At 66.6% G+C, this 15,510-nt stretch carries 16 protein-coding genes; 8 read left to right on the forward strand and 8 right to left on the reverse strand.

All coding sequences use genetic code 11. The features are described from left to right. Positions 1 to 110 precede the first annotated feature (110 nt). Positions 111 to 1,397 (forward strand): EAL domain-containing protein, encoded by a 1,287-nt coding sequence (locus tag P5W98_RS08825; RefSeq protein WP_421024206.1) that lies wholly within the window; start codon positions 111 to 113, stop codon positions 1,395 to 1,397. Positions 1,398 to 1,433: 36 nt separating this feature from the next. Here P5W98_RS08825 and arfB read toward each other — a convergent pair whose 3' ends face one another. Continuing rightward, positions 1,434 to 1,838: an alternative ribosome rescue aminoacyl-tRNA hydrolase ArfB gene (gene arfB / locus P5W98_RS08830; protein ID WP_421024207.1), complete on the reverse strand. Its 405-nt coding sequence runs from the start codon at positions 1,836 to 1,838 to the stop codon at positions 1,434 to 1,436. A gap of 282 nt (positions 1,839 to 2,120) precedes the next feature. On the opposite strand from arfB, the gene P5W98_RS08835 reads away from it, so the two are divergent. Together P5W98_RS08835 and P5W98_RS08840 are read left to right on the forward strand one after the other, a co-directional pair. Continuing rightward, the gene (locus P5W98_RS08835) at positions 2,121 to 2,774 is read left to right on the forward strand and encodes a VC0807 family protein (RefSeq protein ID WP_421024208.1); all 654 of its coding nucleotides are present in this window, start codon (positions 2,121 to 2,123) and stop codon (positions 2,772 to 2,774) included. Between the two features lie 130 nt (positions 2,775 to 2,904). Continuing rightward, positions 2,905 to 5,418: an FUSC family protein gene (locus tag P5W98_RS08840; protein ID WP_421024209.1), complete on the forward strand. Its 2,514-nt coding sequence runs from the start codon at positions 2,905 to 2,907 to the stop codon at positions 5,416 to 5,418. Between the two features lie 82 nt (positions 5,419 to 5,500). Here the strand turns inward: P5W98_RS08840 and P5W98_RS08845 are convergent, their stop codons facing one another. Both P5W98_RS08845 and P5W98_RS08850 read right to left on the reverse strand, forming a co-directional pair. Next, positions 5,501 to 5,695 carry a hypothetical protein gene (locus P5W98_RS08845; protein WP_421024210.1) on the reverse strand — a complete coding sequence of 65 codons (195 nt, stop codon included), beginning with the start codon at positions 5,693 to 5,695 and terminating at the stop codon, positions 5,501 to 5,503. Positions 5,696 to 5,808: 113 nt separating this feature from the next. Further along, complete coding sequence (locus P5W98_RS08850) at positions 5,809 to 6,267, reverse strand: Lrp/AsnC family transcriptional regulator (RefSeq protein ID WP_421024211.1); 459 nt, start codon at positions 6,265 to 6,267, stop codon at positions 5,809 to 5,811. A gap of 126 nt (positions 6,268 to 6,393) precedes the next feature. Between P5W98_RS08850 and P5W98_RS08855 the strand changes: the two genes are divergently transcribed. Beyond that, the gene (locus P5W98_RS08855; RefSeq protein WP_421024212.1) at positions 6,394 to 7,077 is read left to right on the forward strand and encodes a cysteine dioxygenase; all 684 of its coding nucleotides are present in this window, start codon (positions 6,394 to 6,396) and stop codon (positions 7,075 to 7,077) included. Between the two features lie 64 nt (positions 7,078 to 7,141). Here the strand turns inward: P5W98_RS08855 and P5W98_RS08860 are convergent, their stop codons facing one another. The 4 genes from P5W98_RS08860 to P5W98_RS08875 form a co-directional block, all read right to left on the reverse strand. Then, a complete protein-coding gene (locus P5W98_RS08860; protein WP_421024213.1) occupies positions 7,142 to 7,786 on the reverse strand; it encodes an NAD(P)-dependent oxidoreductase in 645 nt (214 codons plus the stop codon). A gap of 127 nt (positions 7,787 to 7,913) precedes the next feature. Further along, the gene (locus P5W98_RS08865; protein ID WP_421024214.1) at positions 7,914 to 8,363 is read right to left on the reverse strand and encodes an Rrf2 family transcriptional regulator; all 450 of its coding nucleotides are present in this window, start codon (positions 8,361 to 8,363) and stop codon (positions 7,914 to 7,916) included. A gap of 87 nt (positions 8,364 to 8,450) precedes the next feature. Continuing rightward, complete coding sequence (locus P5W98_RS08870; RefSeq protein ID WP_421024215.1) at positions 8,451 to 8,969, reverse strand: hypothetical protein; 519 nt, start codon at positions 8,967 to 8,969, stop codon at positions 8,451 to 8,453. A gap of 2 nt (positions 8,970 to 8,971) precedes the next feature. Continuing rightward, positions 8,972 to 9,520, reverse strand: coding sequence for a GNAT family N-acetyltransferase (locus P5W98_RS08875; protein WP_421024216.1), 549 nt, complete (start codon positions 9,518 to 9,520; stop codon positions 8,972 to 8,974). Between the two features lie 90 nt (positions 9,521 to 9,610). On the opposite strand from P5W98_RS08875, the gene P5W98_RS08880 reads away from it, so the two are divergent. Next, positions 9,611 to 10,192, forward strand: coding sequence for a DJ-1/PfpI family protein (locus P5W98_RS08880; protein ID WP_421024217.1), 582 nt, complete (start codon positions 9,611 to 9,613; stop codon positions 10,190 to 10,192). A gap of 196 nt (positions 10,193 to 10,388) precedes the next feature. Further along, the gene (locus tag P5W98_RS08885; RefSeq protein ID WP_421024218.1) at positions 10,389 to 10,712 is read left to right on the forward strand and encodes a hypothetical protein; all 324 of its coding nucleotides are present in this window, start codon (positions 10,389 to 10,391) and stop codon (positions 10,710 to 10,712) included. A 19-nt stretch (positions 10,713 to 10,731) separates the two neighbouring features. Here P5W98_RS08885 and P5W98_RS08890 read toward each other — a convergent pair whose 3' ends face one another. Then, complete coding sequence (locus tag P5W98_RS08890) at positions 10,732 to 12,525, reverse strand: sensor histidine kinase (protein ID WP_421024219.1); 1,794 nt, start codon at positions 12,523 to 12,525, stop codon at positions 10,732 to 10,734. Positions 12,526 to 12,956: 431 nt separating this feature from the next. Between P5W98_RS08890 and P5W98_RS08895 the strand changes: the two genes are divergently transcribed. Together P5W98_RS08895 and P5W98_RS08900 are read left to right on the forward strand one after the other, a co-directional pair. Further along, positions 12,957 to 14,159: an ammonium transporter gene (locus P5W98_RS08895; protein ID WP_421024220.1), complete on the forward strand. Its 1,203-nt coding sequence runs from the start codon at positions 12,957 to 12,959 to the stop codon at positions 14,157 to 14,159. 76 nt (positions 14,160 to 14,235) lie between these two features. Continuing rightward, entirely contained in the window at positions 14,236 to 15,468 is a 1,233-nt protein-coding gene (locus P5W98_RS08900; protein WP_421024221.1) for a glycosyltransferase, read from the forward strand. Positions 15,469 to 15,510: the final 42 nt, after the last annotated feature.

The raw sequence follows: 15,510 nt of genomic DNA on the forward strand, positions 1-15,510 counted from the left end.
CTCCGTACACTGGCGGTAAAGCGTGCCGCCCAGACACCGCTCTGCCTGGAATTGCGCTTCATCGTCGGTCAGTGAATTCAATCATGCGCCGCGAGGCGCGCTCCAGCGCCATGTCGAACCCGCAGGCATCGCTCGCCACGCTGCTCAGGCACCTGGAACCCCATGACGGGCGCTTTCGGGCGCGCTGGCGCTCGACGCTGCTCGAAAGCGCATTCCAGCCGGTGCTCTCGATTACGCATCAACGCGTGGTCGGCTACGAGGCGTTGTTACGCGTCGTCGGCGCCGAGCCCGGCGGCACCGGACCCGCCGCGCTATTCGCGCGCGCGACGCCCGGAGCCGCGCACGAACTCGACGAACTCGCACGTTGCCTCCATCTCGCCAACTTCACCGCGCAGGGCATCGCAACGGGCTGGCTCTTTCTGAACTCGCTGCCGCGCCCTACGCCCGGCGACTGGCCGACGCAAGCCGCCATCGACGGGCTATGCCGCCACTTCGCGTTCCCGCACGAGCGCGTGGTGATCGAAGTGCTCGAGCAGCGCGCCGGCGACGAACCGGCATCGTTTCTGGAAGCCCGTCCGCCGCCGGGCGGACGCGATTTTCTTGTCGCGCTCGACGACTTCGGCTCGGGGTTTTCGAACTTCGATCGCGTCTGGCGCTACCGTCCCGACATCGTCAAACTCGACCGTTCGCTCGTGCAGCGCGCAGCCAACGGCGAGAGCCATATTTCGTTCATCGCCAGTCTCGTTTCGATCCTTCATCATGCGGGCGCGATGGTGCTCGCCGAAGGTGTCGAAACCGAAAACGAATTGATGGTGTTGATGGAAGCGGATGTCGATCTCGTGCAGGGCTTCTGGTTCGGCCAGCCGCATGCCGTGGTGAGCGAAGCCAGCGCCGCCGCGCCCGCGCTCGCGCAAACGATGTGGTGGCGCTTCGCCGACTATCGGCGCCACAGCCGGCTGCACGAACAGGTCGATCTTGGCGAAGTCACGCGTGTCATGCTGCGCGGGGCGCGCGTGCTGACTGCGGGCGGCGCACTCGAAGCGGCCGCGACGGCAATTTTCGAGCACGCCGATGCGCTGCGCGTCTTCGCTGCAAACGATCGGGGCGAGCAGCATGCGCCCTCGATCGCCGCGCCGGGCGTCGGGCCGCCCGCCAGGCTCGCCCCGCTCTATCCCGACACCAACAGCAACTGGTCGCGCCGCGAATACTTCCGGCGCGCACTCGCCGCGCCCGGACGCGTGACCGTGATGGGCCCGCACTACTCGCTTCATGACGGCGCACTGTGCTACACCGCCGCCATTGCACTCGACTACGCGGGCGCAACACACGTGTTGTGCGCCGATTTTCCGCCGGCACTGACCCTGCGCGAGCCGCCGCCGGATCCTGCGCAGGCTTGAGCGCACGGCGCGGTCATATCGGCCACTTCGGTTGCTTCATTCGAGCACGCGCCGCCGCCCCGCTTTCACTTCTCCCTTGCGCGTCTTGCTATCGAGACGGCGCAGCTTCGACGCACGCGTGGGCCGGGTAGCCACGCGCGCCTTTCTCGACACGCTCACGCTATCAATTAGCGCCTCGAGACGCGCGAGCGCAGCGGCGCGATTCTGCTCCTGCGTGCGGTGTTCCTGGGACTTGATGACGACCACACCCTCGTGCGAGATGCGCCGGTCGGTGAGCGCGAGCAAGCGCATCTTGAGCACTTCGGGCAGCGACGATGCGCGAATATCGAAGCGCAGATGAATCGCACTCGACACCTTGTTGACGTTCTGCCCGCCCGCGCCCTGAGCGCGAACGGCGGAAAGCTCGACTTCGTGCAACGGAACAGGCGAACGGGCAATCATGATGGACGGAAAATGCAGGAGCACGGCGGCCGGCCTGGGCCGGGTTGGACCACGACTCGCAGTGTCGCATAAGGCGGCGCGCGGCGAGGCACGACGACGTGCGACGCTCGACATGCAGCAAGGCCACAGCCGAGCACAGCCAAGCCGTCTTATGGGCGCGAACCCGCACAAGCTCGGGCACGCGATATGACGGGACGCGTATCATGGGCCATCGCAAGGCCGTTTGCCGATAGCCGGCCCTCGGCTCATACTTTTTTCACCCTTTTCTGGAGCGCACCTCGCATGAAGCTGCGTCCAGCATTCATTGCCGAACTGGCGGTCAACCTGCTGCTGCCGTGGGTCGCGTACCGGCTCACCCAACCGCACTGGGGCGAATTCGGCGGACTCGTTGCCTCGGCCATTCCCCCGCTTGCCTGGAGCATCGTCGAACTCGTGCGCTTTCGGCGCATCGACGCGCTCTCGGCGGTCATCCTGCTCGGCATCGTGCTCTCGCTTGTTGCCATGGCGTTCGGCGGCAGCACGCGCATGCTGCTGATGCGCGAAAGCTTCGCCTCGGGCGCGATCGGCGCCGCATTCCTGTTCTCGCTGCTGGCAAAGCGCCCACTGGTGTTCTATCTGGCGCGCGCCACGGTCGCGCGCGAAACGCGCGAGGGCGCCGCGCGGCTCGAACTGTTGTGGAACGAGAACCGCAGCTTTGCTGGCGCGATGCGCCTGCTCACGGTCGTCTGGGGCGCAGGGCTCACGGCCGACGCCGCCCTGCGCACTTGGCTCGCTGCTACGTGGCCGATCGAGCGCGTCCTGATCGTCACGCCGATGATCGGCTATGGCATATTTGGCGCGCTGCTCGCGTGGACCTTCTGGTATCGCACGCGCATGCTCCGCATCCGCGGCACGCGCGGGCTGCTCGGCGACGCCTCCACGCTGAGCGCGGACTGACTGACACTCGGGCAGAGCGCTCGGGCGGCCCGCGCGAAATACAGAGACGGGCAGATCGCGCCCGAAATCATTTAAACTCAGCGCCACAGTCCGCGGCACACCGTCCGCACCCGAACCACTCCGGCAGTCGATGCGCTACTCCGTAGAAATCAGGAAATTCCTTTACAGCCAGTACTTCTACGGCGGCCTGCGCATCGCGGTCGGCATCTCGCTTCCGGCCATCCTGTGCCTGTTCGTGTTCGACAAGAGCGATCTGGGATTCACGATCTCGACCGGCGCGCTCGGCGCCTGCGTGGTCGACATGCCGGGGCCGCTCAAATACAAGCGCAACGAGATGCTCGCGTGCAGCGCGATCGGCTTTCTCGCCGCGTATGCAACCGGACTCGCCACCTTCAGCCCGGTCGCACTGTGGGCCACTGTCGTGCCGCTCACCTTCGTGCTCTCGCTGATCGTCGTCTACGGCAACCGTTGGCCGCAGATCAGCTTCGCCACGTTGTTCATGATGGTGATGACGCTCGAAGAGCATTTCACGCCGCATCAGGCGCTCGTCAACGCGTCGTGGATTCTGCTGGGCGGTCTCTGGTACACGGGCTGGTCGACCCTCGTAAGCCGTCTGATGCTCGATCGCATCGAGCAGCAGGCGATCGCCGAAAGCGTATTCGCATGCGCCGATTATCTGCTCGCGCGCGCGCAGTTCTTCGACCTCGACAACGATCTCGACGAGTGCTACCGCAACCTCGTCGCCAAGCAGATCGCAGCGGTCGAACGCCAGGACGCCGCGCGCGACATCGTCCTGCGCAACCTGCCCAAGCTCAAGAGCGGCAAGATCGACGCGCACCGCGCGATGCATTTCAACCTGTTCATCAATACGGTCGACCTGCACGAGCTGTTCGTGGGCGCGCATACCGACTACCCGCTCGTGCGCAATACCTTCGGCGGCTCCGACCTGCTGGCGTTCTACCGCGATCTGATCCGCAAGGCCGCTGCCGATCTCGAGGACATCGGCCTCGCCACGCTGCAAAACGAGGCGCCGCGCGCCACCATCAACGTGAAGGCCGAGTTGCGCGCGATCGAATATGAGCTCGAGCTGCTCAAGAAGCGCGATCTGCCCACGACGGACCCCGAGGCCTACGCTGCGATCTCGGCCTCGTTCCGGCGCATCTGGAGCGCGACGCGCCTGATCGACCGGATGCGCCGCGACCTCGCGAACGACACGCCACCGACCGAGACGGAAGTGCGCATCGACGCGGCGCTCGAGCGCTTCGTGACGAGCCGGCGCGTGCCCTTCCTGCAGATCTTCTCGAATCTCACGATGGCCTCGCCAAGCTTTCGCCACGCGCTGCGCGTGACGATCGCCGTGGCCGTGGGCTACTGGCTCGGCCGCCTGTTGCCGCTCACGAACGCCTACTGGATCGTGATGACGAGCATCATCATTCTCAAGCCCGGCTATTCGCTCACGCGCCAGCGCAACGCACAGCGTATCGTCGGCACGCTGATCGGCTGCGTGGCCAGCATCGCGCTGATCCTGCTCGTGAAAGAGCCGCTCGTGCTGCTGGTCTCGATGTTCGCGGCGATGGTGATGAGCTACAGCCTGCTGCTCTTCAATTACACGGCGAGCGTGGTGTTCACCTCGGCCTATGTGCTGCTGATGTTCCATCTGCTGGCGCCGGGCAACATGCGCATCATCGGCGAGCGTGCGATCGACACCGTGGTGGGCTGCATGATCGCCATCGGCGCGAGCCATCTGTTCCCCTACTGGGAATACCGGCTGATGGGCAAGCTCGTGAACGACATGATCGCGGCGACGCGCAACTATCTGGAAGCGAGCTGGTGGTGGAGCGGACGCACGCGCGGCACGCAGCCGGCGTTTGCGGGCGCGGCGCCCGCTGCAGGAGCGGCTGCGCGCGTGCCGGCCTTCGCGGCGGTGTCGAGCGGTGCGCCGGTAGCGGACATGCCGGTGGCGGCCCCAGCAGGTCAGGACACGCCTCAAGACATGGAGCCGGCCGAAGTCGCGCTCGAAGCGGCAACGCCGTCACCGCCCGCCCCCGACCAGCACGCCACAGCGACAGCCAGCGCAAAAGCCTCCGCTCAGGCAAGCGAGCCGGCAGGCACTGCACCGCCCTCGACGCCGGCCGGCGCCGCCGTCCCTGCGCTCGCGCGCGACTTCCGCTACCGGCTCGCGCGCAAGAACGTGCACGTCGCGTTCGCCAATCTCGGCCAGGCCTTCCAGCGCATGATGCTCGAGCCGAAGTCGGCGCAGAAGTTCGTCCCCGAGCTCAACGACCTGCTCGTGCGCGGCCACGTGCTGGCCTCGCAGATCACGGCCACGGCGCCGCTGTTGCGCGACACGGCGAAGGCCGGGCCGGGCACCCCGCTCGATGCGCTCGAACACGCGCTCAACTGCGTGCACGAGAACCTGGTGGCCGCCGAAGCTGGCAAGCCGATCCCCGACGATCAAACCGAAATCACGAAGCGCATGACGCGCGAACTCGACACGATGGTGGTGGCCACGGAACGCTCGCTCGGCCCCGCGAGCGAATTCGCCCAAGACGTGAAGCTGCTTGCGCACCACTGCAAGCAGATGCTCGCGGCGTCCTGGATTCTTCGCAAGGACGCAAGCGTGATCCGGCTTCCCGAAGAATAAAAAAACGGCAGCGACATGGGTTGTCGCTGCCGCATCGGGTACCACCGGCGCTCATCGTCACATCAGCACGCCGGGCAACGCATCATTGCGCGGCACTGGCCGCCGGCGGCGCAGCGGCGCTCGAGGCAGCACTCGCCGCCTGCGCGCCGGCACTCGCTTCGTACTCGTGCTTGCTGCGCAGCGCATTGAAGAGCACGGTACCGATCACGATAAGCACCACCACCACTATCATCACGCCAACGCCAAAGGTGGGATTCTTCTTGCGCGGTTCATTCATGGATCGTGCCCTGCCTGGGTGATGAAAAGAAACGCGCATTCTACGCTGCCACGCCTTGCAGCGGGCTTGCAGGCGAAATTACGGCGAGCGCAGGAAAACGCCAGGGAAGGCACTCAGACGCCGCGCACCGGCAGCGCCGTCGAGTACTTGATCTGCTCCATCGCAAAGCTGGAGCTCACGTCGAACAGCGCTACGGCGCGAATCAACTGCTTGTAGACGCGGTCGTAATCGTCGATATCGGACACCACCACGCGCAACAGGTAATCGGTTTCGCCGCTCATGCGATAGGCCTCGACGATCTCCGGAATCTCCTGCACCGCGCGCGTGAAGGCCTGCGCCCACTGCTCGGTGTGCTGGTTGGTGCGCACGGCGACGAACACCGTCGTGCCCACGCCCAGCTTCTTCGGGTCGCACAGCGCCACCTGGGCGCGAATGACGCCGGTTTCCTTGAGCCGCTGCACACGCTTCCAGCATGGGGTCTGCGAAAGATTCACGCGCTGGGCCAGCTCCGCGACCGGCGTGGTCGCATCCTGCTGCAATAGCTCTACCAGCTTTCTATCGATGATATCCATTCCCCGCCTCCCCGCAGGATAGAAATTTCTTCTATCTTACGCCGCAGAGAGGGAAAAGAATGAAAACTCTTTCTAGACGGCAGGGGCTATAACTCTCACATCCAGAACGACGACAAGAGACCCGCCATGAACGTCCCATCCGAACCCCTCCTGCTCCAAGCCATGCGCGTCTCCGGCAGGGCCAACGCGGCAGACGCGGCGGGACACGGGGCTGCCGTGGCACGCCTGTGCGCGGCGCTCGATGCGGCTTTCGACGCTTGGGGTCATGCGCGCGAACCCGGCACGCCCGCAGAGTCTGATCCATCGCGCAGCGGCGCCTTCGCGCGCGGTGTGCGCGCCGCGCTGGCGCGCGCGCTGGCCGACCCTGCGCTCGTGACGGCAGCGCAGCGCGAAGGCAACGCCGAGAAGTATCGCCGCCATCTGATCACCGCCGATCCGCTCGGGCGCTATGCGGTCGCTACTCTCGTCTGGCAGCCGGGCCAGGCGAGCCCGATCCATGCGCATCACACGTGGTGCGGCTACGCGGTGCTCGAAGGCACCTTGACCGAAATGCTCTACGTCTGGGACGAGGCGCGTCAGGGTGCGGACGTGGTGCGCGCGAACCCTCGCGCAGCGGGCGCCATCAGCTTCGGCGGATGCGGGCGGACGAACATTCACCGGCTCTCGAACGGCAGCGGCCGCGCATGCGTCTCGCTGCACGTCTACGGTGTATCGGGAGAACAACTCGCCACGCACGTGAACGACATCGTGCCACTCGTGCGCGCCGAAACCTGCACGCAAGACGCCACAGTTCCGGCGCACACCGTATAGCCGTCCACACTCGCGGCAAGCGGCCCCAATCCCGCCTTCAGACCGAGATGGCCTCTTCGATGAATCAATACGCCACGGTGGCAATCTCGCGAATGAAGCGGCCCTGCTCCAGTTCGTCGACGAACGCGATGGCATAGTCCTCGGCAGAGATCCGGCTTTCACCATGCGCGTTGGCAATCAACGTGCTGGCGCCCGTGCGGAATGTGCCGGTGCGCTCGCCCGGCGCGATCAGCGCGGCAGGCGCGAAGAAGGTCCAGTCCAGATCCTTCACCGTGCGGTAGTAGTTCAGCGCGACGCGGTGCGCCAGCGCGATCGGCTTGTACGCGTCGGGGAAACCTTCGGTGTCGACCAGTTGCACACCCGGCGCGACTTCCAGCGAGCCCGCGCCGCCCACCACCACGAGACGCGCCAGACCGGCGGCCCGCATGCCTTCGACGAGCGCGCGGCTCGCGTTCTGGAGGTCATCGAGCTGGCTCATGGGCGGCGCGTAGGCGCTCGCGACCACGTCGTGGCCGCGCACCGCCGCCGCCACGTTCGCGGCGTCGAGCAAATCGGCTTTCGCGGCGTGGACGTTCGGCCCCGCTGCAACGCGCTCGGGCTGGCGCACCAGCGCGCTCACCTGATGGCCGCGCCGTGCTGCTTCCGCGGCGATGCGCGAACCGGCCATGCCCGTTGCGCCAAACAGCGCGATCTTCAGTGACTTGCTCATTTCCCAACTCCTCTATCAAACATATATGTAACTATAATAGTTACAGTTAAGGATCCAAAAAACGGGGCAACGCCCCGTCAGGACAAGCACCCCGCGTTAGCGCGCGGTTTTCACGCCGCCGCCTGCTTCACTTCCCACGTGCGCGCACGAGCTTGCGCTCGTTGCGCTCCATATCCTCGACGACATCGGCGAGCGTGCGCGCGGCGAGCGACGCCTCCATGGCGCGCTGCGCGTCGTCGATGATGCCGCGCAGCGTCTGCTGGATGTGCCGCCCCACCATGCAGGCCGGATTGGGCTCTTCGCGATGCATGGCAAAAAGCTGGGCGTCGTCGACCGCGCGGTAAATCTCCAGCAGCGAGATCGTGCGCGGCTCGCGCGCCAGCAGCGCCCCGCCGCCCGCGCCGAGCTGCGATGCAGTGAGCCCCGCATTGGCAAGCATCGTCAAGAGACGACGGATCAGCGCGGGGTTCGTGTTCACGCTGCCCGCGATGATCTCGGAGGACAGCGGCGCGCCCTCCTGTAACGCCAGCAGTGCGAGCACATGAACGGCAAACGCGAAACGGCTACTCGTATTCACAACAAACCAGCCGCTGGAAAAGCGGCGAGAAAAAGTGTAACCATCATAATTACATTAATTTCGCCCGTCAACCGTGGACACCCATCATCATTTCGTGCCCGACGCCGCCGAGCCGGTCGCCGCAGCGCTGCTTGAAGCCCAGCGTTGCAGCGAGGTCCCCGCCATCGACAGACCGGTGCCGGTGGCTGCAGCCGCGTTGCCGAGCATCGCGTGGGCCGCGCTCGCCGCCGCCTGCCACTGCCCGCGTGCCTGCGAGGCCATCGCGTCAGCTGAGGCGCTCGCGCCCGAAGCAATCGATGCGGACGCGCCCTCGCCCTGCGACTGCAGTTGATCGCGAGTCTGCGCCTGCGTTTGCGAAGCCGCCTCGCCAAGCTTGCGCTGTGCGGCGTCGAGCTGCTGGTTCACGTAGCTGGCCGCCTTGTCCAGCGTCTGGGCCGCTTGCGCGCTGGCCTGGCTGGCCGCGAGCTGAGCGGCCTGCTGCGCGGCATCGGCCGACTTCTTGCTCAGATCGGCCACCGTCGCATTCTGCTTGTCGCAGCCAGCAGCGAGCGCCACGCTCAGCAGCATGGGCACGATGCCCAGTCGTTTCAAAACCTTCGAAGACATAGTCACCCTGAAAAAAGCACCGCACGCAGCGGCTTGCAAAGATGAAAACGCGGCAATGATACGCTGCCGCGCCGCACGACCTCCTGAGCGACCAGCGAAAAACCCGCGCGCTCGAACACCGGACGCGCGAGCGCGCTGGCGTCGGTGTCGAGCGTGCTCGCCCGCGCCTCGCGCGCCAGCGCCTCCATGCGCGCGATGAGCCCCGATGCGAGACCGCGCCGCGTCCAGCCCGGCGCGACATAGAGCATCTCCACGTGGTCGGCGGGAAAGAGTTGGCCGAATGCGGCCGGCTTGCCCGCGTGTTCGGCCACGAGCGTCACACCACGCGCGAGACGCGCATCGAAGGCGTCGAGATCGTCGGCCGCCGCCGCCCAGGCCTTGCGCTGGGCGGCGTCGTAGTGCGAAGCGGTCAGCGTCAGGATGGCATCGCGAAAGAGCGCGGCGAGCGGCGCCGCGTCGTGGCGCGCCACATAGGCACGCCAGACGATGGCGTCGCGTTGAGCATCGGGATCGGAATCGGCCGCGGTGGCCTTCGCAAAATCGTCAAGCATGCTGAAATAGACTGTGTGGACACCCGTTGCGTTCCGCCATGCCCCCACCGCAGCGGGCCACAGCAACCGCAACCCTCATGGAGCCTGGCGATGGCAGTCAAGAAGATCCTTTTTCTCACGGGCGATTTTGCCGAAGACTATGAAACGATGGTGCCCTTCCAGGCGCTGCAAGCCATCGGCCACAAGGTCGATGCCGTGTGCCCCGGCAAGCAGGCCGGCGAGCGTATCAAGACCGCGATTCACGACTTCGAGGGCGACCAGACCTACACCGAAAAGCCGGGCCATCAGTTCGCGCTGAACGCCAGCTTCGACGAAATCGATCCGCAGCGCTACGACGCGCTCGTCATCGCGGGCGGCCGGGCACCCGAGTATCTGCGCCTGGACCCGAAGGTGATCGCGATCGTGCAGCACTTCGCGCAAGCCAACAAACCCGTGGCCGCCATCTGCCATGCGGCGCAGCTGCTCGCCGCCGCCGAGGTCATCCGCGGCAAGCGCATCTCGGCCTATCCGGCCTGCGCGCCCGAAGTGCGTCTCGCGGGCGGCGAATATGCCGATATCGCCATCGACAGCGCCGTGACCGATGCACCGTTCGTCACCGCGCCGGCCTGGCCCGCGCATCCCGAATGGCTGCGTCAATTTCTCGCCTTGCTCGGTACGCACATCGAGCCCTGACAGGCGAGTCGTGCGCCGCCGTGCGCGGACGGCGCGCCGCTTTGACCGCGTTAGCTGCTTTAACGACCCGAATCGCAACCGATTACGCGAATATCTGACAATCCTTAACGTAATCGCGCGAAGATTCGGACGACTCCGATGCCAGCCGATCCCTGCCTTTCCGACAATATCGCTTTGATTGCAGGAATGTACGGCGATGGATCTGACGGATTGGGTGGTGTTACTCGCGATTGCCTTGATGGCAATCGCGTTCTTTTGCACGCGCACGGGCCGGCGCAGAACCGCGGCCGAACGCGCGCGCCATGCGCGCGGCACGCGCATGCTGATTCAGGCGGCCATCGCGCTATGGGGCGCGCTGTTCATGCTCGAGCGCACGCTGGTCTCGCCAGGCAGCTTGTCTGCCGCGCACCTGAACCCTCACGCCGCGCTGGCCGTCGTGCTCGCGCTGGCTGGCGCGGGCTGCCTCTGGTCGATTCGCGGCCGTAGCCTCCTCAAGCCGCGGCGCATTTTCGCCTGCTGACCCACACGCCCTTCATGACCTACAAATCCGCCAGCGGCCCATCCACGGCCGGTGCACCGGCCACGGCCACGCTGCGCGGCACGCCCGGGTCGCTTGCGGAAACCGGCCCTGGCACGGCCCCCGCGGGCGCCGCGCCGTCGCCCATACCGTCGCCCGCACCGTCCCGCCCGCGCATGCGCTCGTGCGCGGCCACGAGCGCCGCGGCGACACCCGGCGCCGGCGGCACGACCGCAAGCGCGTCGGGCAGCGAAAGATAGAACGTCGTGCCCTCGCCTTCGACCGATACCACCCAGATGCGCCCGCCGTGCCGCTCAACCATACGGCGCACGAGCGCGAGCCCGATGCCCTCGCCGGGCGCGACGTTGCCGTGCATGCGCTGGAAGGCCTGAAAAAGGCGCGGCCGCGCCACATCGGGAATGCCCAGACCGTTGTCGCGCACATAGAAAATCTGCAGCGACTCCACCCCCGGCGGCGCGTCCGCCGTGCCGATCTCGACGCGCCCCTCGCGGGCAGGATCGAGATAATTGAGCGCATTGCCGATCAGATTCGCGAACACCTGCTCGAGCGCGGTCGGGTCGCCCCAAACCGGAGGCAATCCACGCACGCTCACCTGGGCGTTGCGCGCACGCACCGAGGCATGCATCGCGTCGACCACGCGCTGCACCAGTTCCTGCACATTGACGCGCTGACGCCGGTACTCCACGCGCCCCACGCGTGCCAGCCGCAGGAGCGCGTCAATGATATGCGAGGCCCGCAGCACCGCCGTCTGCAGATAGCGCAGCGCTTCGCCGATGTCCTCGTTGATGATCCGCTCGATGCGCGCCCGCGCCTCGGGGCCAAGCGACGAGCGCGCCACGCGCTCGCGCAAGTCTTCACACGCGTGAGTGAGCTCGCGCGAAAAACCCTGCAGGTTTACGAGCGGCGCGCGCAGGTCGTGCGACACGCTGTGAATGAACATCTCGTTTTCCTGCGTCTGCTGGCGCAGATCTTCGTTGATGCGCGCGAGTTGCTCGGCGCGGCGCGCAAGGTCGGCCTGGAAGCCGAGCCGCAGCCGCTCGGCCTCCACGAGTTGCTGGCTGATCCGATGCAGCGTGAGATCCAGTTCGGCGATTTCGTCGTTGCCGGTCGCCAGCGGCGCGAGCGGCTCATTGCCCGCGAGCCGGCTCGCGTTGTCGGACAGCGCATCGAGCCGCCCGCGCACGCCGCGCGTGAAGACCCAGACGGCCAGCGCCACCAGCATGATCGAGCCGATCACCGCAGTCATCACGAGCGACTGCTGCTGCGCGCGCGCCTGCTCGGCGTCGGCGAGGCGCATCACGTCGAGGCGGCGCTCCTCGGTCTGGAACGCAGTGACCTGGGTGCGCACGCGGTCGAGCGCATCAAAGTCCGTGTAAGTGCGAAAGCGCTCGACCAGGTCGGCGCGGCGCCCCGAATGCAGCAGATCCTGAATGCGGTCCGACCACTGGCGATAGTTTTGCACCGCATGGCGGATCCGCGCGGCGCGCTCGACCTGCGAGGGGTTGTCGGCGACGAGTTCCGCGAGCCGGTCGATGCGGCGATCGACGTCCATCCACAACGCCACCGGCGTCGAGAACCGCACGTCGCCCGCGGCCACCGCCCCGCGCAACTGCACCGATTCGACCAGCACCGGCTCGAGCACGCGGCCCGCCTGCGCGAGCACGGCCTGGCTGTGCTGCCCGGAAAGCTCGGCGCTTTCCGCATCGGCCTCGGCCTTCACGACGGCCGACAGCAGCGTCAGCTCGAAGACAGCCGGGATCGCGATCAGCAACAGCCCTTTGGTGGTGAGGCGCATGGGGTGGCGGTTCGGGAAGTCGGGACGGCTAAAGGTTTGGGTTGGATCATTATTATGTCGGCGTTTGCCCGCCGATGTGCGCCTGACATGCGCGCGATGTGTGGCCCACCGAATATTTTCGAATCGCCGACGATTTTCTTTAAAAGAAAGGCAAATCGCATATTTCGCCCCGAACTGGCGCGTCGTCTCACCAATTTGGCGCGCAGGCACTGCAATTGTGCCGCTCCATGCCATACGGCCTCGCACCCGCAACGTGCGCACCCATTTCGTGCGCGCGATCACGGCGCACGCAAGCCCGCTCCGGTGCACGCGCGCACCGTCAAATGGCCGGCCTTCCCATGACGTTCACCAGTTTGGCGCGAAGCTGGCCCGCATCTTGCTGTTTGTGTCTCTATTTATGCGCCCACTCAGGGCAAGGGCAGAACTTCACGATGGACAATCTCAAGACCGGCACCGACACGCTGTTTCTGCTGCTGGGCGCCGCCATGGTGCTCGCCATGCATGCGGGTTTCGCGTTTCTCGAACTCGGCACCGTGCGCAAGAAGAACCAGGTCAACGCACTCGTGAAGATCCTCGTCGATTTTTCGGTCTCCACGATCGCGTACTTCTTCATCGGCTACACCATCGCCTACGGCGTGCAGTTCTTCTCGCACGCCGACGTGCTCGCCGAGCACAACGGCTATCAACTCGTGCGCTTTTTCTTCTTGCTCACCTTCGCGGCGGCCATACCGGCCATCGTTTCGGGGGGCATCGCCGAGCGCTCGAGGTTCAACCCGCAACTGTTCGCGACCTTCGTGATCGTCGGCTTCATCTATCCGTTCTTCGAAGGCATGGTGTGGAACAACCGCCTGCACTTCGAGGATGCCATCACCCATGTGTTCGGCGTGCCGTTCCATGATTTTGCCGGCTCGGTGGTGGTGCATGCGTTCGGCGGCTGGGTCGCACTGCCCGCCGTGCTGCTGCTCGGACCGCGCCACGGCCGCTATTCGCGCGACGGCCGCATCGCCGCGCATCCGCCCTCGAACATCCCGTTTCTCGCGCTCGGCGCGTGGGTGCTCGCTGTGGGCTGGTTCGGCTTCAACGTGATGAGCGCGCAGACCATCGACAAGATCAGCGGCCTCGTGGCCGTGAACTCGCTGATGGCGATGGTGGGCGGCACGCTCGCCGCATGGCTCGCGGGCCGCAACGACCCGGGTTTCACCTATAACGGGCCGCTCGCGGGCCTCGTGGCCGTGTGTGCGGGTTCGGACGTGATGCATCCGCTCGGCGCGCTCGTGACGGGCGCAGTGGCCGGCGTGCTGTTCGTCTATATGTTCACCTGCGTGCAGAACCGCTGGCGCATCGACGACGTGCTCGGCGTGTGGCCCCTGCACGGCCTGTGCGGCGCGTGGGGCGGCATTGCGGCGGGCATCTTCGGCATGCGCGCGATGGGCGGAATCGGCGGCATTTCGCTGGGCGCGCAGATCGTCGGGACGCTTGCCGGCATCGTGATCGCCTCGCTCGGCGGCGTGGTGGTCTACGGTGCGCTGCGCGCCCTCGTGGGTCTGCGCGTCGATCAGGAGGGTGAATATAACGGCGCCGATCTGTCGATCCACAAGATCAGCGCGACGCCGGAGCGCGAAACGGTGTTCTAAGCCCAGCCCAGCCCGGCCCGGCGACGATGAGATGACGCTACATTGCGGGTTGGCATCCCGCTCCGGAAGTTCATCCATGAAGCTCATCGTCGTTACCTACGGAACCGAAGGCGATATCCGCCCGCTCGCCGCGCTTTGCCGGGCGCTCATGGACGCCGGCCATCGAGCGCACCTGCTCGCCGACCGCGCGACGCTTGGCTCGGCCGAAGCGCTCGGCGTTCCGGCCTCGGCGCTCTCGGGCGATATCCGCGCGGCGCTCATGCCGGGCGCGGCGCTGGGCTCGGTGGTAAGCGGCCGGACGAGCTTCGACGCCACGGCAAAGGCGCTCGCCTCGATTGCGAACGCCAGCACGCGCGCGTGGATGCGGGAAGTCGCCGACGCCTCGGCAGGCAGCGACGCCATCATCGTCTCGGGGCTGGCCGCGTTCGTCGGGCTCTCGGTGGCCGAATACCGGCGCGTGCCGGTGCTGGGCGCGAGTCTCATTCCGCTCACGCCGACCAGGGACTTCGCGTCGCCGTTCCTGCCGCCTTCCAAAGTGCCGCGCTGGCTCAACCATGCCAGCCAACGGCTCGTGAACGCCCTGCTGTGGCGCGCGTTCCGGCGCGCGACCAACGCCGCGCGCGCCGAGGTCTGCGCTCTCGCGCCGCGCGGCGGCGTATGGACCGAGCATGCGATGCTCTACGGCGTCTCGCCGAATCTGCTGCCGCGCCCGCGCGACTGGCCTGCGAACGCCACGGTTTGCGGTCAATGGCCCCACGCGTCGGGCGACTGGACGCCGCCTGCCGCGCTCGCGCGCTTTCTGGACGCGGGCGAAGCACCGCTCTACATCGGCTTTGGCAGCATGGCCGGCTTCGATCGCGACCATTTCGTGACGACTCTGATCGATGCCGCAGAAGGGCGCCGCGTGCTGTTCTATCCAGGCTGGAGCGGCGTGGATGCCACGCGTTTGCCGGAGAATTTTTGCGTGATCGGCGAGACGCCGCACGACTGGCTGTTCGCCCGCACGAGCGCTGTCGTCCATCACGGCGGCTCGGGCACCACGCATTCGGCTTGCCGGGCCGGCGTGCCGTCGGTGGTGGTGCCGTTCGCGGGCGACCAGGCCTTCTGGGCGCACCGGCTCGCCGCGCTCGGCGTGGCGCCGGCCGCCGTCGATGGAAGGCGCTTGCACGCGCGTGCGTTGAAACGGGCCATCGCGTTCACGCAGCGCGACGACGTCAAGGCGCGCGCCGCCGCGCTCGGCAACCGCATGGCGCAAGAGGATGGCCTGGACGTCGCGGTAAGCGAAGTGGAGCGGCTGCTTGCGCGCTAGTTCGAAAACCCCGAGAGGCCAGTGCGCCGTTTCGCAAGGCCG

The organism is Paraburkholderia sp. A1BS-2L (assembly GCF_051125205.1).
GTDB lineage: Bacteria > Pseudomonadota > Gammaproteobacteria > Burkholderiales > Burkholderiaceae > Paraburkholderia.